General features: G+C 75.4%; 22 protein-coding genes and 1 tRNA gene. 6 read left to right on the top strand and 17 right to left on the bottom strand.

The window, feature by feature from the left end:
* Position 1 precedes the first annotated feature (1 nt).
* From C7Y72_RS19670 to C7Y72_RS19660, 3 genes are read right to left on the bottom strand one after another with little or no spacing between them, the layout of a single operon-like run.
* Positions 2–982, bottom strand: a complete 981-nt coding sequence (locus C7Y72_RS19670) for a GNAT family N-acetyltransferase (protein WP_107570908.1) — start codon at positions 980–982, stop codon at positions 2–4.
* Positions 979–2115 carry a GNAT family N-acetyltransferase gene (locus C7Y72_RS19665; protein ID WP_107570907.1) on the bottom strand — a complete coding sequence of 379 codons (1137 nt, stop codon included), beginning with the start codon at positions 2113–2115 and terminating at the stop codon, positions 979–981. Before C7Y72_RS19665 ends, C7Y72_RS19670 begins: the two co-directional genes overlap by 4 nt.
* Positions 2108–3337, bottom strand: a complete 1230-nt coding sequence (locus tag C7Y72_RS19660; RefSeq protein WP_146175466.1) for a glycosyltransferase family 4 protein — start codon at positions 3335–3337, stop codon at positions 2108–2110. The genes C7Y72_RS19665 and C7Y72_RS19660 overlap by 8 nt, the downstream gene beginning before the upstream one ends.
* A gap of 203 nt (positions 3338–3540) precedes the next feature.
* On the opposite strand from C7Y72_RS19660, the gene C7Y72_RS19655 reads away from it, so the two are divergent.
* Positions 3541–5571, top strand: coding sequence for a PKD domain-containing protein (locus C7Y72_RS19655; protein ID WP_146175465.1), 2031 nt, complete (start codon positions 3541–3543; stop codon positions 5569–5571).
* Positions 5572–5587: 16 nt separating this feature from the next.
* Here C7Y72_RS19655 and C7Y72_RS19650 read toward each other — a convergent pair whose 3' ends face one another.
* Entirely contained in the window at positions 5588–6580 is a 993-nt protein-coding gene (locus C7Y72_RS19650; protein ID WP_107570904.1) for a peroxiredoxin family protein, read from the bottom strand.
* A 64-nt stretch (positions 6581–6644) separates the two neighbouring features.
* On the opposite strand from C7Y72_RS19650, the gene C7Y72_RS19645 reads away from it, so the two are divergent.
* Entirely contained in the window at positions 6645–7394 is a 750-nt protein-coding gene (locus tag C7Y72_RS19645) for an SDR family NAD(P)-dependent oxidoreductase (protein ID WP_107570903.1), read from the top strand.
* On the opposite strand, the gene C7Y72_RS19640 is transcribed toward C7Y72_RS19645, so the two are convergent.
* Positions 7391–7960 carry a hypothetical protein gene (locus C7Y72_RS19640; protein WP_107570902.1) on the bottom strand — a complete coding sequence of 190 codons (570 nt, stop codon included), beginning with the start codon at positions 7958–7960 and terminating at the stop codon, positions 7391–7393. The two genes, C7Y72_RS19645 and C7Y72_RS19640, sit on opposite strands and share 4 nt — an antisense overlap.
* Before the next feature lie 92 nt (positions 7961–8052).
* On the opposite strand from C7Y72_RS19640, the gene C7Y72_RS19635 reads away from it, so the two are divergent.
* Positions 8053–9099 (top strand): LLM class F420-dependent oxidoreductase, encoded by a 1047-nt coding sequence (locus C7Y72_RS19635; protein WP_107570901.1) that lies wholly within the window; start codon positions 8053–8055, stop codon positions 9097–9099.
* Positions 9100–9105: 6 nt separating this feature from the next.
* Positions 9106–10311, top strand: a complete 1206-nt coding sequence (locus tag C7Y72_RS19630) for a glycosyltransferase (RefSeq protein WP_199224020.1) — start codon at positions 9106–9108, stop codon at positions 10309–10311.
* On the opposite strand, the gene C7Y72_RS19625 is transcribed toward C7Y72_RS19630, so the two are convergent.
* From C7Y72_RS19625 to recO, 8 genes are all read right to left on the bottom strand, one after another.
* Positions 10301–11908, bottom strand: coding sequence for a Calx-beta domain-containing protein (locus C7Y72_RS19625; protein WP_107570900.1), 1608 nt, complete (start codon positions 11906–11908; stop codon positions 10301–10303). The two genes, C7Y72_RS19630 and C7Y72_RS19625, sit on opposite strands and share 11 nt — an antisense overlap.
* 79 nt (positions 11909–11987) lie before the next feature.
* A tRNA-Asn gene (locus tag C7Y72_RS19620) sits at positions 11988–12060 on the bottom strand.
* Complete coding sequence (locus tag C7Y72_RS19615; protein WP_107570899.1) at positions 12051–12623, bottom strand: helix-turn-helix domain-containing protein; 573 nt, start codon at positions 12621–12623, stop codon at positions 12051–12053. The genes C7Y72_RS19620 and C7Y72_RS19615 overlap by 10 nt, the downstream gene beginning before the upstream one ends.
* A 44-nt stretch (positions 12624–12667) precedes the next feature.
* Complete coding sequence (gene dnaG / locus C7Y72_RS19610; protein WP_107570898.1) at positions 12668–14545, bottom strand: DNA primase; 1878 nt, start codon at positions 14543–14545, stop codon at positions 12668–12670.
* A 16-nt stretch (positions 14546–14561) separates the two neighbouring features.
* Positions 14562–15602, bottom strand: a complete 1041-nt coding sequence (locus C7Y72_RS19605) for a deoxyguanosinetriphosphate triphosphohydrolase (RefSeq protein WP_199224019.1) — start codon at positions 15600–15602, stop codon at positions 14562–14564.
* Positions 15603–15683: 81 nt separating this feature from the next.
* On the bottom strand, positions 15684–16475 hold the full coding sequence (locus C7Y72_RS19600; protein ID WP_107570897.1) for a GNAT family N-acetyltransferase: 792 nt from the start codon (positions 16473–16475) through the stop codon (positions 15684–15686).
* The gene (gene ppdK / locus C7Y72_RS19595; RefSeq protein ID WP_107571162.1) at positions 16462–19002 is read right to left on the bottom strand and encodes a pyruvate, phosphate dikinase; all 2541 of its coding nucleotides are present in this window, start codon (positions 19000–19002) and stop codon (positions 16462–16464) included. The genes C7Y72_RS19600 and ppdK overlap by 14 nt, the downstream gene beginning before the upstream one ends.
* A 63-nt stretch (positions 19003–19065) precedes the next feature.
* A complete protein-coding gene (recO, locus tag C7Y72_RS19590; RefSeq protein WP_107570896.1) occupies positions 19066–19821 on the bottom strand; it encodes a DNA repair protein RecO in 756 nt (251 codons plus the stop codon).
* 31 nt (positions 19822–19852) lie between these two features.
* On the opposite strand from recO, the gene grxC reads away from it, so the two are divergent.
* Positions 19853–20110 carry a glutaredoxin 3 gene (gene grxC, locus C7Y72_RS19585; protein ID WP_107570895.1) on the top strand — a complete coding sequence of 86 codons (258 nt, stop codon included), beginning with the start codon at positions 19853–19855 and terminating at the stop codon, positions 20108–20110.
* A 25-nt stretch (positions 20111–20135) separates the two neighbouring features.
* Positions 20136–20843, top strand: a complete 708-nt coding sequence (locus tag C7Y72_RS19580) for a metallophosphoesterase family protein (RefSeq protein ID WP_158276951.1) — start codon at positions 20136–20138, stop codon at positions 20841–20843.
* 17 nt (positions 20844–20860) lie between these two features.
* Here the strand turns inward: C7Y72_RS19580 and C7Y72_RS23560 are convergent, their stop codons facing one another.
* From C7Y72_RS23560 to C7Y72_RS19565, 4 genes are read right to left on the bottom strand one after another with little or no spacing between them, the layout of a single operon-like run.
* On the bottom strand, positions 20861–21031 hold the full coding sequence (locus C7Y72_RS23560) for a hypothetical protein (protein WP_158276950.1): 171 nt from the start codon (positions 21029–21031) through the stop codon (positions 20861–20863).
* A gap of 10 nt (positions 21032–21041) precedes the next feature.
* A complete protein-coding gene (mutM, locus tag C7Y72_RS19575; protein ID WP_107570893.1) occupies positions 21042–21881 on the bottom strand; it encodes a bifunctional DNA-formamidopyrimidine glycosylase/DNA-(apurinic or apyrimidinic site) lyase in 840 nt (279 codons plus the stop codon).
* 18 nt (positions 21882–21899) lie between these two features.
* Positions 21900–23096 carry a phosphopentomutase gene (locus C7Y72_RS19570; protein WP_284690357.1) on the bottom strand — a complete coding sequence of 399 codons (1197 nt, stop codon included), beginning with the start codon at positions 23094–23096 and terminating at the stop codon, positions 21900–21902.
* On the bottom strand, positions 23093–23665 hold the full coding sequence (locus tag C7Y72_RS19565; RefSeq protein ID WP_107570892.1) for a hypothetical protein: 573 nt from the start codon (positions 23663–23665) through the stop codon (positions 23093–23095). The genes C7Y72_RS19570 and C7Y72_RS19565 overlap by 4 nt, the downstream gene beginning before the upstream one ends.
* Between the last annotated feature and the right edge of the window lie 7 nt (positions 23666–23672).

The following is a 23672-nucleotide window of genomic DNA, read 5'->3' as shown; positions in this document are numbered from 1 at the left end:
ATCAGGCCACCGCCGCCCGGCGGGCCGTGAGCCGGGCGTGCCCGCGCTGCAGCCGCCCGTAGCCGGGGAGCCGCTGGCGCCGGCCGACGAGCACCGGCCGCTCCACCGCCCCGAACTTGCGCTTGTACGCGACGATCCCCGGGGTCGGCGCGCCGACGAGGTCGACCGCGTCGAGCCCGCGCGCCGCCGCGTCCTCGATGGCGTCCCAGTAGAGCAGCGCGTGCGGGTCGATCCCGTCGCGACGGTGCGCCGCCCCGAGCCACAGGTGGGTCCGGGTGCCGTGGTGCAGCGCGATCGTCACGGCGACCGGGGTGCCGTCCGCGGCGACCGCCGTCGTCAGCCGCGCGAGCGGGCTCGCGGCCAGCCGCTCCCACGCCAGGGCGGTGGTCCGCCGCGCCGGCCAGCCGGTCTCCCCGCCGCGGGCGTGCAGCGCGTCGAGCATCGCGGGCAGGTGCGTGCAGACGTCCTCGCGGGTCGCGGCGCGCACCGTCAGCCCGGCGTCGCGCGCGGCGCGGACGTCACGCCGGCCGTTGCCGCGCAGCGCGCCCCAGCACGCGGCCGCGTCCCGGCCCGCGACCGGCACCTCGAGCGTGCGGTCGTCGTGGAGCGTGAACCCCGCGGCGCGCAGGGCGGGCGCCGTGGCGGCGCCCGGGTCGCGCACGGCGCACTGGACGAGCACGGCGCGGCGGCGGCGCGCGGCGGTCAGGAGCGCGCGCAGCGCGCGCGGGAGGTCCCCGTCGGCGGCGAGCGGGCCGAGGTACGGGAACGGCACCCAGCCGACGGTGCTGACGGGGCCGCGGCGGCGCTCCAGCACCGGCAGCAGCACCGGCGGGTCGGTGTCGGGGAGCGCGAGCGCCGCGAAGCGCCCGCCGAGCGCGGCGGCGGCGAGCTCGAGGACGTCGTGGCGGTGGAACGCGGTGGCGGCGGGATGGGCGGCGAGCGCGGCGTCCCAGGTCGCCCGGTCGACCTCGACGGCGCTCATGCTGCGGGCACCGTCCGCACGGCGGCGCGGGCCCGCCGCAGGTCGGCGAGCGCGCGCGCCCCGAGGTAGGCGCCGAAGGTCATGCGGGCCGCCCGGCCGGTGCCGCCGATGAGGAACTCGTGGTGGACCTCGAGCCGCTCGCTGAAGCGCAGCTTCGCGGTGTCGGGGCCCGCCCCGACGTTCGCGACCCGGTCGCCGCGGGCGATCGCGCGCTCGATCGCCGTCGCGGTCAGCAGCGTCACGCCCGAGAGCTCCCACCACTGCGGCGCCACCCCGGACCAGGCGAGGTAGATCGCGCCCGGGGCCCGCAGCACGAGCCGGGCGGCCGCCGGCTCGTCCCCGACGCGCAGGACGTGCAGCTCCACCGCGCCCGCGGCGGCGAGCCCGGCGACCGCGTCGCGCAGGAACGCGGCGGCGGCCGGGTCGTCGAAGCGGCCGGGATGGTGGACCTTGCCGGGGAGCGCGGCGCGCGCGGCGTGCAGCGCGAGCAGCGTCGGGAGCGCCGCGACCGCGTCCGGGCCCTCGTGGACCTCCACGCTCCACGGCAGGCCGGTGCGCCCGAGGCGGTTGCGGGCCCGGCGCAGGCTCTCGCGCAGGTTGCGCTTACGCGTCGCGTGCCACGCCTCCACGGTGTCCGGGAGCGGCTCCACGACGCACGCCCGCACCGCCTTGTGCACCACGGTGCCCGGCCCGTCCGGTCCGCCCGCGAGCCAGGCGGGCTCGACCCAGCCCTGGTCGGGGGCGAGCGGCAGCTCGATCCAGCTGAGCGCGTCCGCGCGCTCCCACGCCCACGCGACGACCGCCCGCACCGCCCGCCGCGGGTCTGGGCCGGTGACGATCTGCGGCAGCTCGACGAGCGCGGACTCCGGCCCGGTGCCGAGTGCCCGCAGGACGCGGGTGCCGCGCAGGCCGCGGTCCTCGTGCAGCGGCGCGACGGCGACGAGCTCCTCCCCGCGCCGGACCGCGAGCACCCGCAGCGCGCCGGGGGCGACCCAGCGGGCGGCCCACGGCAGCAGCCACGCGGGGTGCGCGAACGGGTTCGGGCACCCCTGGGCGTGCAGGGTCGCCCAGGCCGGGGCGAGCGCCGCGAGCTCCGGCGGCGTGCGCACGACCTGCACCGACAGGTCAGCCATCGGCGAGCAGGCGGCGGTAGAGCGCCTCGTGCGCGCGGGCGACGTCGGCGGCGGCGTACCCGCGCGCCCGCTGCCGCGCGGACTCGCCGAGGCGGCGGGCCAGCGGCTCGTCGTCGAGCAGCCGGCGGATCGCGCGGGCGAGCGCGCGCGGATCGGCCGGCGGGACGAGGAGCCCGTCGACTTCGTCGCGGATCGAGGTCCGCAGCCCGCCGGTGAGGGTCCCGACGGTCGGGGCGCCGCAGGCCATCGCCTCCAGGGCCGAGAGGCCGAGCGGCTCCTGCCAGACCGACGGCACGACCGCGACCGCGCAGGACCGCCACGCGGCGACGATCTCGGGGTGGTCGCGCTGCACGACCACCGTCGTGTTGAGGGCGTTCCACGGGGCGGCGGCGGACGGCCGGGTCGCGCAGATCAGCAGCGGTGGCTCGTGGCCGAGCAGCGCGTGCGCCTCGGCGAGGACGTCGATGCCCTTGTGGGTCGACGCCTCCCCCGCGAACATCAGGTACGGCCCGTCGGGGACGAACGCGGGACGCGGCCCGGTGGCGGGCGCCAGCGCGTGGTCGGACACCGGGGACGGGATCAGCTCGACGACCGCGCCCGCCGGGATGGCCGCGCGCGACACCTCGAGCACGGCGCGGCTGATCGGCACGAACGCGTCGACGTCCCCGGGTCGCCGCCCGCCGGTCCGCAGTCCCGCGGTGAGCGCGGCGGCGCGCGGCAGCCCGTACTGGCCCGTGGCGCAGGTCACGCAGCGCACCGGTCCACCGACGCCGCAGCTCGCGCCGGCGCGCGTGTTGTTCTTCTTCGGGCAGGTCAGCGAGTAGTCGTGCAGCGTCACGACGAGCCGCACGTCGGGCCGCAGCCGCCGCGCGGCGATCGCCGAGTGCAGGATCCAGCCGTGGGCGTGCAGGACGTCGGGCCGGAACTCGTCGATCTGCGCGACGAGCCCCTTCACCACGGTCGGGTCGGGGATCGTCGGGTGGAACGGGCGGTGACGGTCCTGGTAGAGCGGGCCGAACGTCTCGTGCCAGCCCGCGAGCCGGATCACGTCCAGCGCCCCCGACCGGTCGCGGCCCGGCAGGCCCGGGATGCTCAGGGTCGCCACGCGGACGACGTGCCCGCGGTCGCTGAGCGCCTCGCCGAGGGTCGCGACCGCGCGCTCCAGCCCGCCGACCGCCGGCTCGAAGAGGTCGGTCGCGGCGAGGACCCGGAGGGTGCCCACGGGGACGTCGACCCCGGGCTCTCCCGTGGCTGTGCGCGACACCGGCTGGTCGACCGCGGGGACGATACGGCGACGCTAGCGACGGGATCCACGTCCGTTCTTCGACTGCCGGGAGGACATTCCGGTGTGACGGTTCGACCGCCCGACCAAAGCGGTCCCGGACCCGTCGCCAGGGGCTTTTTCGGGGGGTATCGTCGCCGCGGATGACGCCTGTCGTTCGACTCGCCGTGGCCGTCGCCGGCGCCGCGGCCCTCGCGGTTCCCGCGACCGCCACCGCCGCCCAGATCCTGACCGTGGACCCCGCCGCGCCCGCCGGGTGCGCGGGCGGGACGTGCGGGTCGCTCGGGGACGCGCTGGCCGCCGCCACCGCCGGGGACACCGTCTCCGTGCGCGCCGGCACCTACCGGGAGGGCGGCCTGGCCGTGCCCGACGGCGTGCTCGTGCAGGCGACGCCCGGGACCGTCACCGTCACCGGGGGCAGCGCGCCGACCGCGCTCTCGATCGGCGCGAACGCGACGGTCGACGGGCTCGACCTCGGGGTCGGCGCCGGCGTCACGGCGATCGCCGTCACCGGGACCGGCGCCGTCGTCGACCGGGCGGCGGTGCGTCGCCAGGGGACGACCGCCGCGTCGGTGCCGCTCGTGCTCGCCCGCCCCAGCAGCGGCGTCGTCCTGCGCCGCCTCGCGGTGCTCGACGGCGAGACGCGCACCGGGTCGTTCGCCGCCCCGACCGTGCTCGGCGAGGCCGGCGCGGCGGTGCAGCTGACCGACAGCCGGGTGCTCGGCGGCCCCAACGCCGCCACCGCGGTCGAGCTGCGCGGCGGGGCGTCCGGTCCGGTGGTCGGCGGCAGCGTGATCGCCTCCCCCACGTCCGCGGGGACGGCGCTGGCGCTCGTGTCCGCCGCCGACGACGCGGCCGCCAAGGTCGTCACGGTGCGCTCCTCGGTGCTGGCCGCCGGCGCCCAGGGCGTCGGGCTGCTCGCCGCGAGCCGCGCCGCGACCGGTGGGCCGAGCACCGCCGGGGCGCTGGCCGTGACGCTCTCCCGCGTCACGATCCCGCGCGCCGGTCGCAGCATCGTCGTCGACGCGGCGGCCAACGGCGCGGTCTCGCTCCTGGACGGCCTCAGCGGCGGCGGCACCGGTGTCGGGGACGTCGCGGTCGCGGCGACCGGCTCGATCGTGCACGGGCCCGCGCGCGTCACCGCGAACGTCGGCGGGCTGGGCTCGGCACCGAACCGCGCCGCGCTCGTCGTCTCGGACAGCGACACCGACGTCGTCGCCGCGACGGGCAGCAACGGGCGGGCGACCACGCGGCTGACCGGCACGCGGTTCACGCCCGACGCGCAGCTGCTCCTCCCCGCCACCGCCCCCGACGGGCTGGCCGGCGGGCGGCTGCGGGCCGACGCCCCGGTGATCGACCAGGGTCCCGGTGGCGCACCCGCCGCGGAGACCGACGTCGACGGGGACCCGCGGACCGTCGGGCCGGCCCCCGACCTCGGTGCCGACGAGTTCCGCAACCGGCCGCCGTCCGCGCGGATCACCCGCACCCCGGTCTCGCCGCGGCAGAACCGCGAGGTGACGTTCGACGCGACGACCTCGACCGATCCCGACGGCCCGCTGGGCGACGCGATCGTCCGCTACCGCTGGGACTTCGGCGACGGGGTCACCCAGACCACCACGACCCCCACGGTCACGCACCGGTACACGGGCATGCAGACCTACGCCTCGACGGTCACCGTCACCGACCGGGGCGGGGCGACCGGCACGTCCGGTGCGCTGTCCACCCTCGTGCGCGACGGCGTCGGCCCGAAGGTCGTGATCACCCAGCCGACCCCGGACCGGCGGCTCGTGCGCTTCACGACCGTGACCCGCACCGTCCGCGGCCGCGCCCGCGCGGTCCGGACCCGGGCGCTGCTGCGCTTCGCCGGCACCACGCAGGACACCGCGTCCGGCACCGGCCCGGTGGCGCTGTCGCTGCGGCTGACGCAGCGGTTCGGCTCCGGCCCGCGGCCGACGAAGAAGACCTGCCGCTACCTCGACCCCGCGCGCGGCGGGATCGTCGGGCGGTCGTGCAAGCGCCCGGTGTACTTCGACACTGCCGTCGCGTTCGGGGTCTGGAGCTTCCGCACCGGCCGACGCACCGTCCTGGCCCCCGGCCGCTACGTCATGACCGTCCGCGGCACCGACGCGACCGGGAACACGACGTTCACCTCGCGGCGGTTCTCGGTCCGCTGAGCCCCGGCGGGCGCGCTCAGCGGACGCGCTCGACGGCGCGCTCCAGCTCGGCGACCGAGAACGCGCCCTCGAACCGCTCGCGGACGATCCCGCGCCGGTCGATGACGAACGTCCACGGCTCGGTCGGCAGCCGGTAGGCGGCGACCTGCGGGCGGAAGCCCTTGGAGAGGTCGTTGTCGCGGTAGATCTCCATGTGCACGAACCGCACGTCGTCCCCCGCGCGCTGCTGCACCTGCGCGGCGACGTCGACGACCGGACCGCAGACGCGGCTCTGGCACAGCTGCGGCGTGGCGAACACCAGCACGACCGGCTCCTTGCCGAGCACGTCGGCCAGGTCGGTGTCGTGCAGCGAGCGCAGCGGCGGCACGCGCGTGTCGATCGACTCGAGATCGCCCGCGACGTCTTCGAACGTCGGCGTGTGCACGCGCGGGGCGCGGTCACCGACCTGCGGCGGCCCGCTGCCGGTCCGGCCGACGCGCATCGCCGTCGGGGAGGTCCGCACGAGCCGGCCGTCGAGCCGCGCGACGGCGGTCACCGCCCAGCTGCCGCGTGACGGGAACGCGAGGTCCGCGACGTACACGTGGTTGGCGGCGTCCGGGTCCTGCGCGGTCTGGCGGCTGCGGAACTGCGGCTTCACCGTCAGCGACTCGCTGCGCGCCGGGAACGGCCCGCGCAGCGACGACCCGTCGGTGCGCGACAGGTAGAGCGCGACGGGCGCGCCGCCGAGCTGCTTGCGGGCGGTGTCGAAGAGGCCGAAGCCCACCCGGCTCGTGCCCCGCTCGACGAGCGACACGGTCGGCGAGAGCACCGGGCCCTCCGGGATCATCGACTGCAGGTCCGCGAGCGAGCGGCCCGTCGTCGACGGGAAGTCCTGCGCCTTGGCCGTCGGCATCGCGAGCGCCGCGGGCGTCGTCTCCTCCTCGTCCTGCGAGCCGCAGGCGGCGGCCCCCGCCGCGAGCGCCGCGAGCGCGGCGCAGCACACGACGGAGCGACGGGACGGGGAACGCATCGCGGGCATCCTACGGGCGTCTGATTGACTGCGCGCCGCACCGTTCACGAGAGGGAGAACTGACATGGCTGACCGCGCGGCGATCATCACCGGGGCCTCCAGCGGCATCGGACTCGCCATCGCCCACATGCTCGGGCAGGAGGGCTACGGGCTCACCGTCGCCGCCCGCCGGCCGGACAAGCTGACCGCGGCCGCCGACGAGCTGCGCGCCGCCGGCCACCGGGTCGTCGAGTACGCCGGCAACCTCGGCGACGAGGAGGCGATCGACGCGGTCGTCGCGCTGCACGAGCGCACCTACGGCCGCCTCGACGTGCTCGTCAACAACGCGGGCGTCGGCATCGGCGAGTTCGTCGGCGAGCTCACCACGAAGAAGGTCGACCTCCAGCTCGACCTGAACCTGCGGTCGATCTTCCTCTTCTACCGGGCGGCGGTGCCGCTGCTGCGCGCCGCCGGCGCCGAGCACCGCAACGCGCTCGTGGTGAACACCTCGTCGATCTCCGGCAAGGTCGGCGAGCCGTGGCTCAGCGTCTACTCGGCCACCAAGCACGGCGTCGTCGGCTTCACCCAGGCGATGAACAAGGAGCTCGCCAAGGACGGGATCAAGAACACCGCCCTGTGCCCCGCGTTCGTCGACACGCCGATGACCGACTTCGTCAAGGGCGCCGTGCCGGCCGAGAAGATGATCACGACGCAGGACATCGCGGAGTCCGTCCGCTTCCTCATCCGGACCTCCCCGGGCTGCGTCGTCCCGGAGATCCAGTACGTCCAGCCCGGCGGCGGCGACCTGCCGGGCGTGGACGAGGTGTCCGTCTAGACGGTCTCGAGCTCCCGGGCGCGGCGCTCCAGCAGGGCGTCGCGCTCGGCCTCGACGGCGGCCAGGGCCGCCTCGTACTCGTCGAGGCGACGGAACGGGCGCAGCCAGTGGCGGCCCTTCGTGTCGCGGCCGCGGTACGCGTCACCGGGACGCGGCGCGTTGGGCTGGCGGCGACGCGTCGCCTCCTGCTCCGCGCGCTCGGCGGGCCGGGTGGCGAGCAGGTCGCGGTGGTCGCGGATCGCGCCGGCGAGGTCGACGCGGTCGTCGGCCAGCAGGCTCGCCTCGAGGTGGCTGCGCAGGATCGCGACCTCGCGCGTCGTGGCGCGGCGCGCCCGCTTGGACGCGGCGAAGCGGTCCCACGCCTTCGCGAACGAGATGAAGTTCGTGCGCCCGCCGCAGCGGTGCGCGGCGAGCATCGGGCAGACGCCCCCGTCGCGGTCGGTGTACGCCCCGACGATGATGTCGTTGGCGTTGATGCCCTCGAGCATCGCGATGCGCGTGCGCTCGGGCAGGCAGTCGATCGCGGTGCGAAGGTCGTCGATGGGCGAGCGGTGACGTCGTGACATAGGATCTCGCCCCTCCCGAGGGCGTGGGGTCAACCTAGCAACGACCCTCTGCACCGTCCACGGAACTCCTTCCCGCTGAAAGGAACGTTGCAATGAAGCTCGGAGTCCACATCGGCTACTGGGGCCTCGGCCTCACCCGCGAGGATCAGCTCGAGATCGTCCAGGAGGCGGAGAAGCTCGGCTACGACTCCGTCTGGACCGCGGAGGCCTACGGGTCCGACGCCGCGACGATCCTCGGCTGGATCGCCGGCCAGACCTCGAAGATCCGCATCGGCTCCGCGATCTTCCAGATCCCCGGGCGCACCGCCGCGATGACCGCGATGACCGCGGCGACGCTCGACCAGCTCTCCGACGGGCGGTTCATCCTCGGCCTCGGCACCTCCGGCCCGCAGGTCTCCGAGGGCTGGCACGGCGTGCGCTTCGGCAAGCAGCTCGCCCGCACCCGCGAGTACGTCGACGTCCTGCGGATGGCGCTCGCCCGCGAGCGCGTCGAGTACCACGGCGAGTCGATCGACCTGCCGCTCCCCGACGGTCCCGGCAAGGCGCTGAAGCTCACGATCGCGCCCGTCCAGGACCGGATCCCGATCTTCATCGCCGCGATCGGCCCGAAGAACACGCAGCTCGCGGCCGAGATCGCCGACGGCGTCATCCCCACCCTGTTCTCGCCCGAGCACGTCACCGTGATCCGGGACGAGCTGCAGATCGGCGTCGACCGCGCCGGCAACGGCAAGACGATCGACGACGTCGAGATCGCGCCGACCGTGCAGGTGTTCGTCGGCGACGACATGACGGAGGCGCGCAACCTCATGCGCCCCTTCCTCGGCCTCTACATCGGCGGCATGGGATCGCGCGACAAGAACTTCTACAACCAGATGGTCCGCCGCTACGGCTACGACGACGCCGCCCAGGAGATCCAGGATCTGTACCTGGAAGGCAAGAAGGACGAGGCGATGGCGGCGATCCCGGACGACCTGATCGACACGGTCAGCGTCTGCGGTCCCCGCGACCACGTCAAGGAGCGCCTGCGCGCGTACAAGGACGCCGGGGTCGGCACGCTCGGCATGACGCCGATGGCGTGGACGAAGGAGGCCCGGATCCAGCAGCTCCGCGAGGTCGCGCAGCTGCACTCGGAGATCTAGGCGCGCTTGCGGGTCCTGCTCGGAGCATTCGGGGACCCGGGGCACACCTTCCCGGTCATCGCGCTCGGCCGCGCGCTCCGCGCGCGCGGCCACGAGGTCGTCGTGCAGACCTGGGTGCGGTGGGAGCCGCACGTCCGCGCGGAGGGCCTGGGCTTCTCCGCCGCGCCGGAGTACGACGTCTTCCCGACGCTCGGTCGGCACCTCAAGCCCTACGAGGCGGTCGTGCGCGCGACGCGCGACACGCTGCCGCTCGTGCAGGAGGTCGAGCCCGACGTCGTCGTCGCGGACATCCTGACGCTCGCGCCCGCGCTCGCGGGCGAGCTGAGCGGCGTGCCCGTCGCGACGCTCGTCCCGCACGTCGACCCGCGTCCCGATCCCGGCTTCCCGCCGTACTCGATCGGCGCCCGGCGCCCCCGCACGCCGGTGGGACGGGCGCTCTGGGGCCGCGTCGACGGGCTCGTCTCGCGCGGCCTGCTGCAGGGCCAGCGGGAGCTGAACGAGACGCGCGAGCTGCTCGGCCTGCGGCGCCTGGACCACGTGCACGGCGGCATCAGCCGCGCCCTCTGCCTCGTCGGGACGTTCCCGCAGCTCGAGTACCCGCGCACCCGGCGGCTGCCGGGCACGCACGTCGTCGGGCCGCTGCAGTGGGAGCCGCCCACCGCGCAGGCCCCGCTCCCGCCCGGGGACGCGCCGCTCGTGCTCGTCGCTCCCTCGACCTCCCAGGACCGCGACCACCGGCTCCTGCGCGCGGCGCTCGCCGGGCTCGCGGAGCTGCCGGTGCGCGTGCTCGCCACCTGGAACCGGCGCGTGCCCGACCCGCCCGTGGAGGTGCCGCGCAACGCGACCCTCGTCGAGTGGGTGTCCTACGCGCGCACGATGCCGCGCTGCGACGTCGTCGTCTGCCACGGCGGCCACGGCACGGTCGTGCGGGCGCTCACCAGCGGCGCCGTGGTGGTCGCCGCCCCGGCGGCCGGGGACATGAACGAGAACGCGGCCCGCATCGACTGGGCCGGCTGCGGCGTCCGCGTCCCGCGGCTGGCGGTCGGCCCGCGCGCGCTGCGGCTCGCGACCGGCCGGGCGCTCGGCGACCGGCGCCTCGCGACTCGGGCCGCCGATCTCGCGGCCTGGGCGGCCGCGCACGACGCGGGCGACCGCGCCGCGACGCTCGTGGAGGAGCTCGCGGCGACCGGTCGCCCGGTGCTCAGCGCCTGAAGGTCGCGGTCTTCGTCGCGATGCCGGTGTTCCCCGCGGCGTCGCGCGCGACCGCGAACGCCCGCGCCCGGAACGAGCGGGCGGCCGTGAGCAGCGCCCGGCCCTTGGCGGTCGTCGACAGCGTCAGCGTGGTGCTGGCCCCGCCGGCGAGCGCGAAGGTCCCGCGGGCCAGGCGCACCTCGCGGCGCAGCGCCTTCGTCTTCGCCTTCGGGACGACGACGTTGAACACGTTGACCGTCCCCGTGCAGCGGATCTCGGTCGCCGGGCAGGTGACGGTCAGGCGGACCTTCGCGCCGCTGCGCCGGTAGGCGAGGCTCGCCAGGCGCACGACCGGCTGGGTCGCGTCGACGCTCCCGCCCGGGATCGTCACCGTCCCGCCGGTGCCGCCGCCGGTCCCGGTGTTGCCGCCCGTCCCGGTGCCGGTGCCGGTGCCCGTACCCGTTCCCGTCCCGGTCCCGGTTCCCGTGCCGGCGGCGTCGTCGTCGATGATCGCGCCGAGCGCGATCGCGGTCCCGATCGTCGCGCCGACGGGCTCGGCCAGCGCGATCGCGAACGCCTCGTCCGGCTCGCGGACGGCGTCGGCGACGACGCCCACGGTGACGGTCTTCGACGTCTCGCCGACGGCGAACGTCAGCGTCGTGTCGATCGGCGCGTAGTCGCCCGGCGCCTTGGCCTGCACGTCCCCGGTGAGGACGCGCACCGTGACCGGTACGCGGCCGGCCTTCGACAGCGCGACGGTGAAGGTGAACGGCGTCGGCGTCGCGGCGGTGCCCTCGCGGCCGCTGACGCCCGTGATGCTCACGACGGGCGCGTCGTCGTTGACGACGGTGCCGGTCGCGGTGATCCCGGTGCCGAGCGTCGCGGTGCCCGCCAGCGGGGTGCCGAGCGTGACGGTGAACTGCTCGTCCGGCTCGTCCACGTCGTCGCCGACGGTCGGGACGCGGACCTCGCCGCTGCCCGCCCCGGCGGGGATGACGAGCTGCCCGGCCGTCGCGTCGATGTCCTCCGGCGCGGTCGCGGTGCCCGGGGCGACGGTGTACGGGACGGTGACCGCCTTGCCGCTAGGCGCGCTGAGCGACGCGACGAGCGGCACGAACCCGGCGGTCCCGGTGCCCTCCGGCGCCGCGCCGGGCGCGAGCGTGACGGTCGGCGCCGCATCGTCGTCCGCGATCGTGCCGGTGCCCGACGCCTCGGCGGCGCCCGTGGCCGTGCCGGCCGCGTCGAGGATGACCGTCTCGTCGTTCTCGTCGAGCGCGTCGCCGACGACCGCGACGGTCACGGTCGTGCTGCAGCCGAAGCCGAGCAGCCCGGTCGGGATGTCGACCGCGAACGCCGTGCGCGGCACGTAGTCGGCGGTCGCCGTCGCGGTGCCCGCGCGCGTCGTGACGTACGCGGTGCCGCCGCAGGACAGGCCGGAGTCGGTGACCGTGAAGCTCAGCGTGGCGCCGGCCGTCGGGCCGGTGCCCTCGGTCACGGTCGGCGAGGAGACGCCCAGCGCCGCGTGGGCGCTCGGCGCCAGCACGAGTGATGCCACCGCGGCGGCGGCGACCGACAGGACCTGACGGGTTCCCTCCCGTCCCTTCTGCGCGAACCTCATGGCGGCACGGTAGCGGAGGACCCGGAGGTACCTGGCCGTTCCAACGAGGGACGGCGCCCATCATGGGCGCCGTCGAGAGCTCGGGGGGTGGGACTCGAACCCACAACGACTCGGTTAACAGCCGAGCATTCTGCCGATTGAATTACCCCCGAAGGTTCGGCTCGTCGGAAAGCTTATCGAGGAGAACCGACGGAGGCAGTTCGACCTCCCCCGCCTCCACGCCGGCGTGGCAGTTGGCACAGAGCAGCACGCACTTCGCCGCCTCTTCCCGGAGACGCTCGTACGAGCGCGTCAATCCCCGCGCGCCGATGGCGAAACGCTTCGTGCCGGGATCGAGATGGTGGAAGTGCAGCGCGGCATCGAAGGCGTCGAATCCGCAGCACCGACACCGACCCCCCATCTCGGCGACCAGTCGTGCCTTTGCGCGACGGCGCCAGTCGCGAACGGCGGCCGCCCGGCACTGCAGACAGACCGCAACCCCGTCGGGTCGACGGACGTGCTGGGCCGTGCCGTGCGTGGCGCAGACCGCGGAGAAGCGCGGGAGGCGTCGGCGCTTGGTTCGCGCTGCGTCGGTGATCGCCAGATCGTGGCGCCGCAGCCAGTGGCGCACCGTCGCCTCGCTGCGCCCCAACTGCTCGGCGATCTCCGCAACGGTGTGGTCCGCGGCGACCAGCTCCGACAACCGCCCTGCATCGATACCGTCCGAGCGCCGCATGCGAACACGAACACTAGTTCGCCTCGCGGACGGATCGCGCGGGGTCAGTCGGGCTTGGCGGTCTCCGCCATCGCGCGCTCGAGCGCGCGGTGCTGTGCCGCCTGGAGCTCCTGGCGGCGGCGGGCGAGGTCGGCGACGCCGCCGGTGCCGCGGGCGCGGCTCTGGGCGATCAGCCGGTCGACCATCGCGAGCTCGACCTTGCGCGCCTCGGCCTCGAGGATCGCGCCGGAGGCGCCGAGCTCGCCCGCGCGGACGGCGAGCTCCGCGGCCAGGGCGGCGAGCTCCTGGTCCTCGGGGTCGATGCCCGTCGTCGGCTCGCCCGGGTGCGCGAGCAGGTGCTGCGCCGCCCGGCGATGCAGCGGGCTGGTGAACGCCACGTCGAGGTCCAGGCGCTCGAGCTCGGTCGTGCCGGACTGCGGCAGGGCGACGACCGCGGCGAGGAACGCGCGCTCGGACTGCACCGCCGCGTCGAGTCCGGCGCGGACCGGACCGCGGCCCCGCGCGGGTCCCGGCGCGCCGCGCCCCGCGGGACCGGCGGGCGGGCCTGGGTCGCCGAACGCCGGGGCGGCAGGCTCGGGCCGCGGGGCGGGACGTCCGGGGCGACCGGCCGACGCGGGCGCAGGCGCGGGAGCGGCGAGCCAGCCGCTGACCAGGGACGGCTTGACGTCGAGGCGCTCGGCGACGGTCTGCAGCAGCTCCTCGCGCAGCACGCCGGGTGGCAGCTCGGCGAAGACGGGGCGCAGCTCGTCGATCACCGCGTCCTTGCCCTCGGCGTCGGAGAGGTCGCCACCGTCGAGCGCGCGGCGCACGCGGAACGCGACGAACGGCAGCGACGCGGCGACCCGGTCGCGCATGTCCTGCGCGGAGGCGGCGACGACGTCGGCGGGGTCCTGGCCGCCGGGCAGCTGCACGACGCGCAGCGTGACGCCGCGCCCGCGCGCGACGGTCGCAGCCTTCAGCATCGCGTTCTGGCCCGCCTCGTCGGCGTCCAGGGCCATGTGCACCGTGGGCGCCAGCCGCGACAGCTCGCCGACCTGGTCGGGCGTGAGCGCGGTGCCCATCTGCCCGACCGTGTTCGTCAGGCCCGCCTGGTGCAGGGCGAGGACGTCGGTGTAGCCCTCGCAGAGGATCACCTCGCCGGCGCGGGCCGCGGCGCTGCGGGCGAGGTCCGCGCCGTAGAGGTGCTGGCCCTTGTGGAAGACGGCGTTGTCGTTGGAGTTCAGGTACTTCGGGCCGTCCTGCGAGGACAGCGTCCGCGCGCCGAAGCCCAGGACGCGCCCGCGCCGGTCGCACAGCGGGAACATCACGCGGCCGCGGAAGGCGTCGTAGATGCGGCCCTCCCCCTGCGCGCGCTTGGCCAGGCCCGCGTCGTAGCACTCGCGGTTGGAGAAGCCCGCCTTGCGCGAGGCCATCAGCACGGTGTCCCAGGCCTTGGGCGAGTAGCCGACCCGGTAGGTGCGCAGGACCTCCTCGCCGAGGCCGCGCTGGGCGAGGTACTCGCGGGCGCGCCGCGCCTCCTTGGACTCCCAGAGGTAGCGGCTGTAGAACGTCGCGGTGCGCTCGAGCAGCTCGAGCAGCCGCTCGCGCTCCTGGCGGCGGCGGGCGGCCGCCGGGTCCTCGTCCTCGAGCTCCAGCTCGACGTTGTAGCGGGCGGCCAGCCACTCCATCGCGCCCTTGAAGTCGAGCCCCTCGAGCTCCTCGACGAAGCGGAAGCAGTCACCCGAGGCGCCGCAGCCGAAGCAGTGGTAGACCTTCTTCGCGGTCTCGACGCTGAGCGACCCGGACCGCTCCTCGTGGAACGGGCAGCGGCCCATGTAGCTCGACCCGCCGCTCTTCTTCAGCTCGGTGCGGGTGCTGACGAGGTCGAGCATGTCGACCGCGTCGCGGACCTTCTCCTTGCTGTCGGCGGTGTAGCGGGCCATCGGCGCAGGTCGGAGCCTAGAGCGGCAGCGACGCGGGGACCGCGAGCTGCTCGAACGTGCGGATGCAGTAGCGGTCGGTCATGCCGGCGAGGTAGTCGGTGACGCGTTGCGCGAGGTCCGCGTCGGGCGCGCCGCCGCCGTCGGGCGGACCGTCGGGCAGGCCGACGTAGTGGTGGAAGAGGGTGCGCAGCACGAGGTCGATCCGCTCGTGCTCGCGGCGGGCGACCTCGCCGAGGTAGACCTCGTCGAACATGAAGGCGCGCAGCGCGGCCATGGCCTCCCCCGCCTCGTCGCCCTGCACGACGTCCCCGGCCCGCGAGCTGTGCTCGACGAGGTCGTGGACGAGCCGGTCGATCCGGACCGACCCGGTCTCGCCGAGGACCGCGATCGCGTCCTGCGGCAGGCGGCGGACGTCGAGCACCCCGGCGCGGACGGCGTCGTCGATGTCGTGGTTGATGTAGGCGATCCGGTCGACGAGCCGCACGATCCGCCCCTCGAGCGTCGCCGGGGTCGGCGAGCGGCCCGAGTGGCAGCGGATGCCGTCGCGCACGTCGGCGGTGAGGTTGAGCCCGCGGCCGTCCCGCTCGAGCACGTCGACGACGCGCAGCGAGTGCTCGAAGTGGCGGAACGCGCGCCCGAAGCGGTCCTGCAGGCAGCGGTCCAGGACGTCCTCGCCGATGTGCCCGAACGGCGGATGCCCGAGGTCGTGGCCGAGGCCGATCGCCTCGGTGAGGTCCTCGTTGAGGGCGAGCGCCCGCGCGACCGTCCGCGAGATCTGCGTGACCTCGAGGGTGTGCGTGAGCCGCGTGCGGTAGTGGTCGCCCTCGGGCGCGACGAACACCTGGGTCTTGTGCTTGAGCCGCCGGAACGCCTTGCTGTGCACGATCCGGTCGCGGTCGCGCTGCAGCGGGCTGCGCAGGCCGCAGTCGTCCTCCTCGTGGACGCGGCGCGCCGGCCACGACCGCGCCGCGAGCGGCGAGAGGTTCGCCTCCTCCCACGCGCGGCGCCGCGCGTGGAAGTCCTCGCCGACGGGTCCGGGGTGCAGGTGCGGGTCCACGTCCGGATTGTCGCAGCGGCGCAGGCGGGGGCGGTGGCCCGTGACGGTCCCGGCACGGATCCGTGTGCCGCGCGACGCGGGCTACGCGGGATCCGTGAGGAAGACCATGTCCGCGAGCGGGCGGTAGCCGACGCGGGCGTAGATGCCGTGGGCGCGCTCGTCCCCGGGGCTGAGGACCGCGAGCTCGACGCCCGCCGCGAACGCCGCGGCGGTGATCGCGGACGTCAGCGCGGTCCCGAGCCCCTGGCCGCGGGCGCGCTCGTCGACCCCGATCGCGGTGATCTCGCTGACGCCCTCCTGCGGGGCCATCGCGAACCCGGAGCCGACGACACGGTGGAACGCGTCGCGGGCCGCGACGAGCCCGCCGTCGAGGACGATCTCCGCGACCCGGGCGACCTCGTCGTCGGTCACGTCGGCCGCCCCGGCGAACGCGGCCCGCCCGGCCTGCAGCGCCTCGTGGACGATCTCGTCGTCGGCGGAGCTGGGGATGTGCTCGATCCCGATCCCGGCGGGCGGGTCGACGGCGACGAGGTCCTGCGGGGCGCAGACGAGCAGCGGCACGCGCGCCTCGACCTCCAGCCCGAGCGCGACGAGCGCGTCGGCGACGCCGGGCACGTCCTGCTCGACGAGCTCCACGCGCAGGCGCCGGCCGCGCGCGGCGAACGCGTCACGTGCCCGTGCAAGCACGCGGGCGTCGACGTCGGCGGGCGCGACACCCGCGGCGGGCACCGCCACCGACCCGTAGTAGCGGTCGCTCGCCGGGTGCAGGCCCAGCAGCAGCGGCCCGACGTCCTCGCGGTCCTTCGCGGCGAGCGCCGCGGCGCGCAGGCCGCGCGCGACCCGCGCGACCGCGTGTGGCTCAGGCCCAGACACCGGCGGGCGCGCGGATCGCGGCCTGCGCGGCGGCGACGCGCGCGATCGGCACGCGGAACGGCGAGCAGGAGACGTAGTCGATCCCCGAGTGGTGGAAGAAGTCGATCGAGTCCGGGTCGCCGCCGTGCTCGCCGCAGACGCCGAGCTTCAGGTCCCGCTTCGTCTTGCGGCCGAGCCACGCGCCCATGCGGAGCATCTGCCCGACGCCCGGGGAGTCGATCGTCTCGAACGGCGAGCGGTCGAGGATGCCGACGTCGATGTAGCGCGCGAGGATGCGCGCCTCGATGTCGTCGCGGCTGAACCCGAGGCCGGTCTGCGTGAGGTCGTTGGTGCCGAACGAGAAGAAGTCGGCGTAGTGCGCGATCGCGTCGGCGAGGAAGCAGGCGCGGGGCAGCTCGATCATCGTGCCGACCGTGTACGCGCCGTCCGGCACGCCGGTCTCCTGCGCGACGCGCTCGATCAGCGCGCGGACGAGCTCGAGCTCGCGCTCGTAGTCGACGAGCGGGACCATCACCTCGACGTTCGCGCCGTCGACCTTCGCGGCGGCGGTGAACAGGGCGCGGACCTGCATCTCGTACAGGGCGGGCATGAGGATGCCGAGCCGCACGCCGCGCGTGCCGAGCATCGGGTTGGCCTCCTGCAGCGACTCGACCCGTGCGCGCTCGGGCGAGCCCTCGGGCAGGTCGTGCGGGTGCGGGAGGAACTCGTGCAGTGGCGGGTCGAGCAGCCGCACGGTGACGGGACGGCCGGCCATCGTGCGGAGGATCTCCTCGAAGTCGGCCTCCTGCAGCGGGCGCAGCGCGTCGATCGCGCGGGTGCGGGCCTCGTCGTCGGCGGCGAGGATCACGTCGGCCATCACCGGCTGGCGGTCGCCGAGGAACATGTGCTCGGTGCGGCACAGGCCGATGCCCTCGGCGCCGAACTCGATCGCCTTGGCGGCGTCCTGCGGGGTGTCGGCGTTCGTGCGCACCCCGAGCGTGCGGAGCTCGTCGCACCAGCCCAGCACGGTGAGGAACTCGGCGCTGATCTCGGGCTCCACGAGCGGGACGTCGTCGGTGGTGATGCCGCCGGTCGTGCCGTTGATCGCGATCCGGTCGCCGGCGCGCAGGACGACGTCGCCGACGCGCATCTCCCCCGCCGCGAGATCGATCTCGACGTCGCCCGCCCCGGTCACGGCGGGCCGGCCCATGCCGCGGGCGACGAGCGCCGCGTGGGAGGCCTTGCCGCCCTCGGAGGTGAGGATCCCGCGGGCGGCGTGGAAGCCCGCGACGTCGTCGGCCTCGGTGAAGGGCCGCACGAGCACCACCTCGCGGCCCTCGGCGGCGGCGGCCACGGCCTCCTTGGCGGTGAACACGATCTCGCCCTTCGCGGCGCCCGGGGAGGCCGCGACCCCGCGGGCGAGCACCGTGTAGTCGAGGTTCCCGAACGTCGGGTGCAGGAGCGCGTCGAGCGAGGCGGCGTCGATCGTCGCGATCGCCGCGCCGCGGTCCAGCAGGCCCTCGGCGACGGCGTCCACCGCGAAGCGCACGGCGGCCTGCGCGGGCCGCTTGGCGTTGCGGGTCTGGAGCATGTAGAGGTGCCCCTCCTCGACCGTGAACTCGGTGTCCTGCATGTCGCCGTAGTGGCGCTCGAGCGTGCGCAGGATGTCCATGAGCTGCGCGTGGACCGCGGGCTGCCAGTCGGCGAGCTCGCGGATGTCGCGCGGCGTGCGGACGCCGGAGACGACGTCCTCGCCCTGGGCGTTGGGGAGGAAGTCCCCGGACGGCTCGGGGGATCCGTCGACCTCGTCGCGGGAGAACGCGACGCCGGACCCGGAGGTCTCCCCCTTGTTGCCGAACACCATCTGCTGCACGTTCACCGCGGTGCCCCACGAGTCGGGGATGCGGTTGAGCCGCCGGTAGGTGACCGCGCGCTCCCCGGTCCACGAGTCGAACACGGCGCGGATCGCCCCGTCGAGCTGCACCTGCGGATCCTGCGGGAAGTCCTCGCCGGTCGCCTCGCGGTAGAGGCCCTTGAAGGTCGTGACGAGCTCGCGCAGGTCGTCGACGTCGAGCTCGGTGTCCTCGGTGACCCCGCGGCGCGCCTTCAGCGCCCGGATCTCCTGCTCGATCCGCTCGCCGCTGACGCCGTGGACGACGTTGCCGTACATCTGCACGAAGCGGCGGTAGGAGTCCCAGGCGAAGCGCGGGTTGCCGGTGCGGGCGGCGAGGCCCTCGACCGACCGGTCGGTCAGGCCGAGGTTCAGGACGGTGTCGAGCATGCCTGGCATCGACTCGCGGGCGCCGGAGCGCACGGAGACGAGCAGCGGGTCGTCGGCGTCGCCGAGCGTGCGGCCGGACTGCGCCTCCAGGCGGGCGAGGGCGTCGGCGACCTGGGCGTCGAGCCCCGCGGGCGTCGCCCCGCCCGACTCCATGTAGGCGACGCACGCCTCGGTCGTGATCGTGAAGCCGCCGGGGACCCGGTCGGCCCCGAGGATCCGGGTCATCTCGGCCACGTTCGCGCCCTTGCCGCCGAGCAGGTCGCGCATCTCGCGCGAGCCGGTCGCGAAGTCGTGGACCCATACGCGCTGGTCGCTGGTCACCACCGGATCCTATGGAGCGACCGGACGGGCCGAGCGCAGGTGCACGCCGGCGTGGTGCTCGACGGTCTCCCCGATGGCCCGCTCGGCCTGGGCGAGCGCGCGGGTCGGGGCCTGCGGCGCGCGGGCGAGCGGGGCGGCGAGCGCGTCGGTGAGGAAGCCGTAGGCGTCCTGGGCGAGCGGGAACGCCCCCGCCTCGCAGGACGAGCAGACCACGCCGCCCGCCGCGCCGCTGAAGCCGGAGAGGTGGTCGACCTCGCCGCACTGCGCGCACGAGGTCAGCTGGGGGGCGAAGCCGCCCGCATGGAGGAGCTTCAGCCGGAAGGCGAGCTGGTTGGCGTGGTGGTCGAAGCCGGCGGCCGCGGCCTTCTCGGGCGCCGCGGCGGCGCGGTCGAGGATGGTCAGCTCGTGGCAGAGCAGGCGGTAGACCTCGGGCTGTGGCTCGGCGTGCTCGAACAGGCGGGCGACCGCGTCGCAGGCACGGCCGGCGGCGTCGAGCGCGCGGCCGTCCTCGCGCAGGACGCGGTGCGGCTCGAGGATCTGCGCGCCGGTGACGGTGAGCAGGTCGCTGCGTCCCTCGTGCAGCACGAGGTCGACCCGGCCGAACGGCTCGAGCCGGCCGCCGAAGCGGCTGCGGGCGCGCCGCACGCCCTTGGCGATCGCCCCGACCCGTCCGCGACCGGGCGTGTAGAGGTGCAGGATGCGGTCGGCCTCCCCGAAGCGCATCGAGCGCAGGACGACGGCCTCGGTCTTGACCGGACCGGGCACTCAGCACCCACCCGCTATACTTTGTGAAGTCATGGCTTCGATCACGGTGTACACGACCGACATGTGTCCCTACTGCGTCCGCGTCAAGCGGCTGCTCGACAAGCGCGGGCTGCAGTACGAGGAGATCAATCTGGCACGTGACCCGGAGGGACGCTCCGCCCTCGTGGAGCGCACCGGCCGGATGAGCTTCCCGCAGGTCATCATCGGCGACACGGTCGTCGGCGGCTACGACGAGACCGCGCGCGCCGACAAGACCGGCGAGCTCGACCAGCTCCTCGCCGCCGCCTGACCGCCCGATCGGGCAGGATGCGGCCGTGGTCACGCTCCTGCACCTGTCCGACACGCACCTCGGTGCCACCCCGGGTGGTCCGGTCATGGAGTGCGACCCGGACGCCCGGCTGGCGACCGTGCTGGCCGCCTGGACCGCCCGCGGGGAGTCCGCCGACCTCGTCGTCCACAGCGGCGACGTGACCGACGACGAGCACCCGGACGCGGTGCGGCGCGTCGACGAGGCGCTCGTCGCGCTGGGAGCCCCGGTCCTCGCCGTGGGCGGCAACCACGACGCGCCGACGGTGGCGCTCGGCGGTCCCGACACCGCCGAGGTCGGCGCCTGGCGCGTCCTCGGCGCGCGGACCGCCCGCCCGGGGCAGATCCACGGGACGCTCGACGTGCCCGCCCTGCTGCACCGCCTCGACGCACTCGACGACCGCCCGACCGTGCTCGTCGTCCACCATCCGCCGCGCTCGCGCAGCACCCACGAGTGGTTCCAGCTCGACGGCGCCGACGCGCTCCTCGACGCGCTCGCTGCGCGACCGCACGTCCGCGCGGTCCTCAGCGGTCACCTGCACGACGCGTTCGCGCTCCCCGGCCCGGGCGACCTGGTCCTGCTCGGCGGTCCGTCGACCGCGCAGGCGATCGCGCACGAGGGCGAGGCGATGCGCTTCGGCGAGGGCCTCACCGGGGCGCGCGTCGTGCGCCTGCACGACGACGGTCGCCTCGAGCACGAGCTGCTCGAGGCCTGAGCCGCCCGGCGCCCCGCTCAGCCCAGCAGGATCGCGAAGATCAGCGCGCCCAGCAGCGCGCACAGCGTCAGCAGCACGGCGTCGTGGTAGCGGCGCTCGGTCGCGCGGAAGAGCGCGAGGATCAGCCCGACGAGCGGCAGCGCGGCGGCCAGGATGAAGGGGAAGGCGATCGCGATCCGCTCTCTCATGGCCGGGATCCTACGCGCGCCGGGCGCGCGGACGCGGCTGGCAGCGCTCGCAGACGTACGTGCCGCGCCCGCCGACGACGAGCTTGCGGATCGTCGTGCCGCACGTGTCGCACGGCTCCCCCTTGCGGAGGTGGACGAGGAACTCGTGCTGGAAGCCGCCGTAGACGCCCTCGACGTTGCGGAAGTCGTCGATCGTCGCGCCGCCCGCCTCGAGTCCGGCGGTGAGCGCGGCGACGATCCCGTCGGCGATCGCGTCCCACTGCTTCGGGGTGATCCGGTCGACGGGCCGCAGCGGGTGCACGCCGGCCCGGTGCAGCGCCTCGTCCGCGTAGATGTTGCCGACGCCCGCGACGCGCCGCTGGTCCAGCAGGAACGGCTTGACCGGGGCGCGCCGCCCGCGGGCCTCGGCGCGCAGGCGGGCCCCGTCGAGCTCGCCGTCCAGCGGCTCGACGCCGAGCCGCGGGGCCAGGAACGCCGCGAGGCCGGCGTCGCCGAGCGCGAGCTCGCCGGTGCCGAACCGGCGCGGGTCGCAGTAGCGCAGCAGGCGACCGTCGTCGAGGTGCAGGCGCACCCGCTGGTAGCGCTCGTCCTCGTCGGCGTCGACGAGGAACGTGCCGGTCATGCGCAGGTGCACGAGCAGGTGGATCTCGTCGGTGAACGTCCAGATCAGGTACTTGCCGCGGCGGCCCAGCCGCTCGATCCGGCGGCCGACGAGCGCGTCGACGACCTCCTCCGGGGCGCGCGGGAGGCACCAGCGCGGGTCGAGGATCTCCAGGCGCGTGAGCGTCCGTCCCTCGACGAACGGCACGAGTCCGCGGCGGATGGTCTCGACCTCGGGCAGCTCCGGCACGGACGCTCCGCGGACGGCTCAGGCGGCCGACGGGTCGACGGGGGTCACGAACGACGTGCCGGGGACCGACCGGTCGGTCGGGACGCCCAGCCAGGCCGCCGCGCTCGCCCCCACGTCCGACAGCGGCCCGTCGTGGCGACGCCCGCCGTGGTCGGCGAAGACCGCCAGCAGCGGGGCGTGCTCGCGCGTGTGGTCGGTGCCCGGCGTGGTCGGGTCGCAGCCGTGGTCGGCGGTGAGGACGAGCAGGTCCCCGGGGCGCAGCAGCGCCAGCCACTCCCCCACCGCGTCGTCGATCGCCCGCAGCGCCGCTGCGAAGCCCGCGACGTCCTTGCGGTGCCCGTAGGTCTGGTCGGTCTCGACGAGGTTGGTCGCGATCAGGCCCGAGGGCACGTCGCGCAGCAGCGCGGTCGTCCGCTCGAGCGCGACCGCGTTCGTCGCCCCCGGGTGCGTGTCCGAGAAGCCGCGACCCGCGAAGAGGTCGGCGACCTTGCCGACCGCGTGCGTCGGCAGGCCGAGGTCGGCGATCAGGTCGACGTGGCTCGGTCCGGGCGGCTGGACGACGAGGTCGCGGCGCCCCTCGGTGCGCCGGAACGCGCCGGGCTCCCCGGTGAACGGGCGCGCGATGACGCGGCCGACCGCGTGCTCGTCGCGCATGACCTCCCGCACCCGCGCGCAGATCGCGTACAGCTCCGCCTCGGGGACGACGTCGACGTGGGCGGCGATCTGGAGCACCGAGTCGACCGACGTGTAGAGGATCAGCTCCCCGGTCGCCCGGTGGTGCTCGCCGAAGTCGTGGATCGCCGCGATCCCCTCGTACGGGGCGTTGCAGCAGCAGCGACGGCCCGCCGCCAGCTCGATGCGCCCCAGCACCGCCGGCGGGAAGCCCTCCGGGTAGGTGGGCAGCGGGGCGTCGGCGACGACGCCGAAGAGCTCCCAGTGCCCGGTCGTGGAGTCCTTGCCGGGCCCCGCCGGGTGCAGGCGCCCGTGGAGCGCGCCGGGGCGCAGCGCGGGCGGCACCCCGAGCAGGGAGCGGACGTTGCCGAGCCCGAGGCGCCCGAGCACGGGCAGCTCCAGGCCGCCCACCGCCTCGGCGAGGTGCACGAGCGTGTCGGCGTCCGCGTCCCCGTAGGCGTCCGCGTCGTCGGTCGCCCCGGCTCCGCACGCGTCCATGACGACGACGATCGCGCGCCGCGCCTCTGCGTGCCGGTCGGTCACGCGGTCGGCGCGCGGAGCTTCATCGAGCGCAGCAGCGGCCGGAAGAACGTCGCGTCCACCTGCCGGAAGCTGTCGTTCGGGGCGATCATGTCGACGACGACCTCGGCCCCGAACGCGTAGGCGTGCACGGACCGCACGGTGCGCGGCACCCCGGCGACCGTCTGCGTGGCGCGGATCTCCAGCGCCGGGTGCCCGTCGAGCTTCGCCCGGGCGCTCTTGATCGGCATGAACGAGGCATCGCGCGCCTTGGCCGCGGCGAGCAGGTCGTTCAGGGCGCGGTCGAGCGCCTCGCGGTCCTTCGGCAGCGGCTCGGTCCGCGGGTAGCGCAGGATCGAGACGATCGCGGTGCCGCTGGAGATCGTCGACACGACGGGCGCGGCGCCGGCCGCGACGGTCCAGCCCGCGGGAGCCACCAGCGAGAACCCGGCGCGCGGGTCGGAGATCGGGTTGTCCCCCAGGCGCTGCGTCGGCGCCCCGACCTCGGGGACCGGCGTGCGCTCGTTGCCACACCCGGCGACGGGCACGGCGAGCAGCGCCAGGACGGCGAACAGCGGCAGCGGACGGGACATCGGCAGG

This window comes from Paraconexibacter algicola (genome assembly GCF_003044185.1).
GTDB lineage: Bacteria > Actinomycetota > Thermoleophilia > Solirubrobacterales > Solirubrobacteraceae > Paraconexibacter > Paraconexibacter algicola.
This window is presented reverse-complemented; position numbering and strand designations above follow the sequence as displayed.

Excerpts from the sequence above, each read along its gene's own strand:
- ppdK (WP_107571162.1), bottom strand. The coding sequence starts at position 19,002 with ATGCGCGACCTGCTCGGCGGCAAGGGCGCGAACGTGGCCGAGATGACC.
- C7Y72_RS19655 (WP_146175465.1), top strand. The coding sequence starts at position 3,541 with ATGACGCCTGTCGTTCGACTCGCCGTGGCCGTCGCCGGCGCCGCGGCC.
- C7Y72_RS23560 (WP_158276950.1), bottom strand. The coding sequence starts at position 21,031 with ATGAGAGAGCGGATCGCGATCGCCTTCCCCTTCATCCTGGCCGCCGCG.
- C7Y72_RS19640 (WP_107570902.1), bottom strand. The coding sequence starts at position 7,960 with ATGTCACGACGTCACCGCTCGCCCATCGACGACCTTCGCACCGCGATC.
- grxC (WP_107570895.1), top strand. The coding sequence starts at position 19,853 with ATGGCTTCGATCACGGTGTACACGACCGACATGTGTCCCTACTGCGTC.
- C7Y72_RS19635 (WP_107570901.1), top strand. The coding sequence starts at position 8,053 with ATGAAGCTCGGAGTCCACATCGGCTACTGGGGCCTCGGCCTCACCCGC.
- C7Y72_RS19645 (WP_107570903.1), top strand. The coding sequence starts at position 6,645 with ATGGCTGACCGCGCGGCGATCATCACCGGGGCCTCCAGCGGCATCGGA.
- C7Y72_RS19625 (WP_107570900.1), bottom strand. The coding sequence starts at position 11,908 with ATGAGGTTCGCGCAGAAGGGACGGGAGGGAACCCGTCAGGTCCTGTCG.
- C7Y72_RS19650 (WP_107570904.1), bottom strand. The coding sequence starts at position 6,580 with ATGCGTTCCCCGTCCCGTCGCTCCGTCGTGTGCTGCGCCGCGCTCGCG.
- C7Y72_RS19565 (WP_107570892.1), bottom strand. The coding sequence starts at position 23,665 with ATGTCCCGTCCGCTGCCGCTGTTCGCCGTCCTGGCGCTGCTCGCCGTG.
- C7Y72_RS19665 (WP_107570907.1), bottom strand. The coding sequence starts at position 2,115 with ATGGCTGACCTGTCGGTGCAGGTCGTGCGCACGCCGCCGGAGCTCGCG.
- C7Y72_RS19670 (WP_107570908.1), bottom strand. The coding sequence starts at position 982 with ATGAGCGCCGTCGAGGTCGACCGGGCGACCTGGGACGCCGCGCTCGCC.
- C7Y72_RS19615 (WP_107570899.1), bottom strand. The coding sequence starts at position 12,623 with ATGCGGCGCTCGGACGGTATCGATGCAGGGCGGTTGTCGGAGCTGGTC.
- dnaG (WP_107570898.1), bottom strand. The coding sequence starts at position 14,545 with ATGGCCCGCTACACCGCCGACAGCAAGGAGAAGGTCCGCGACGCGGTC.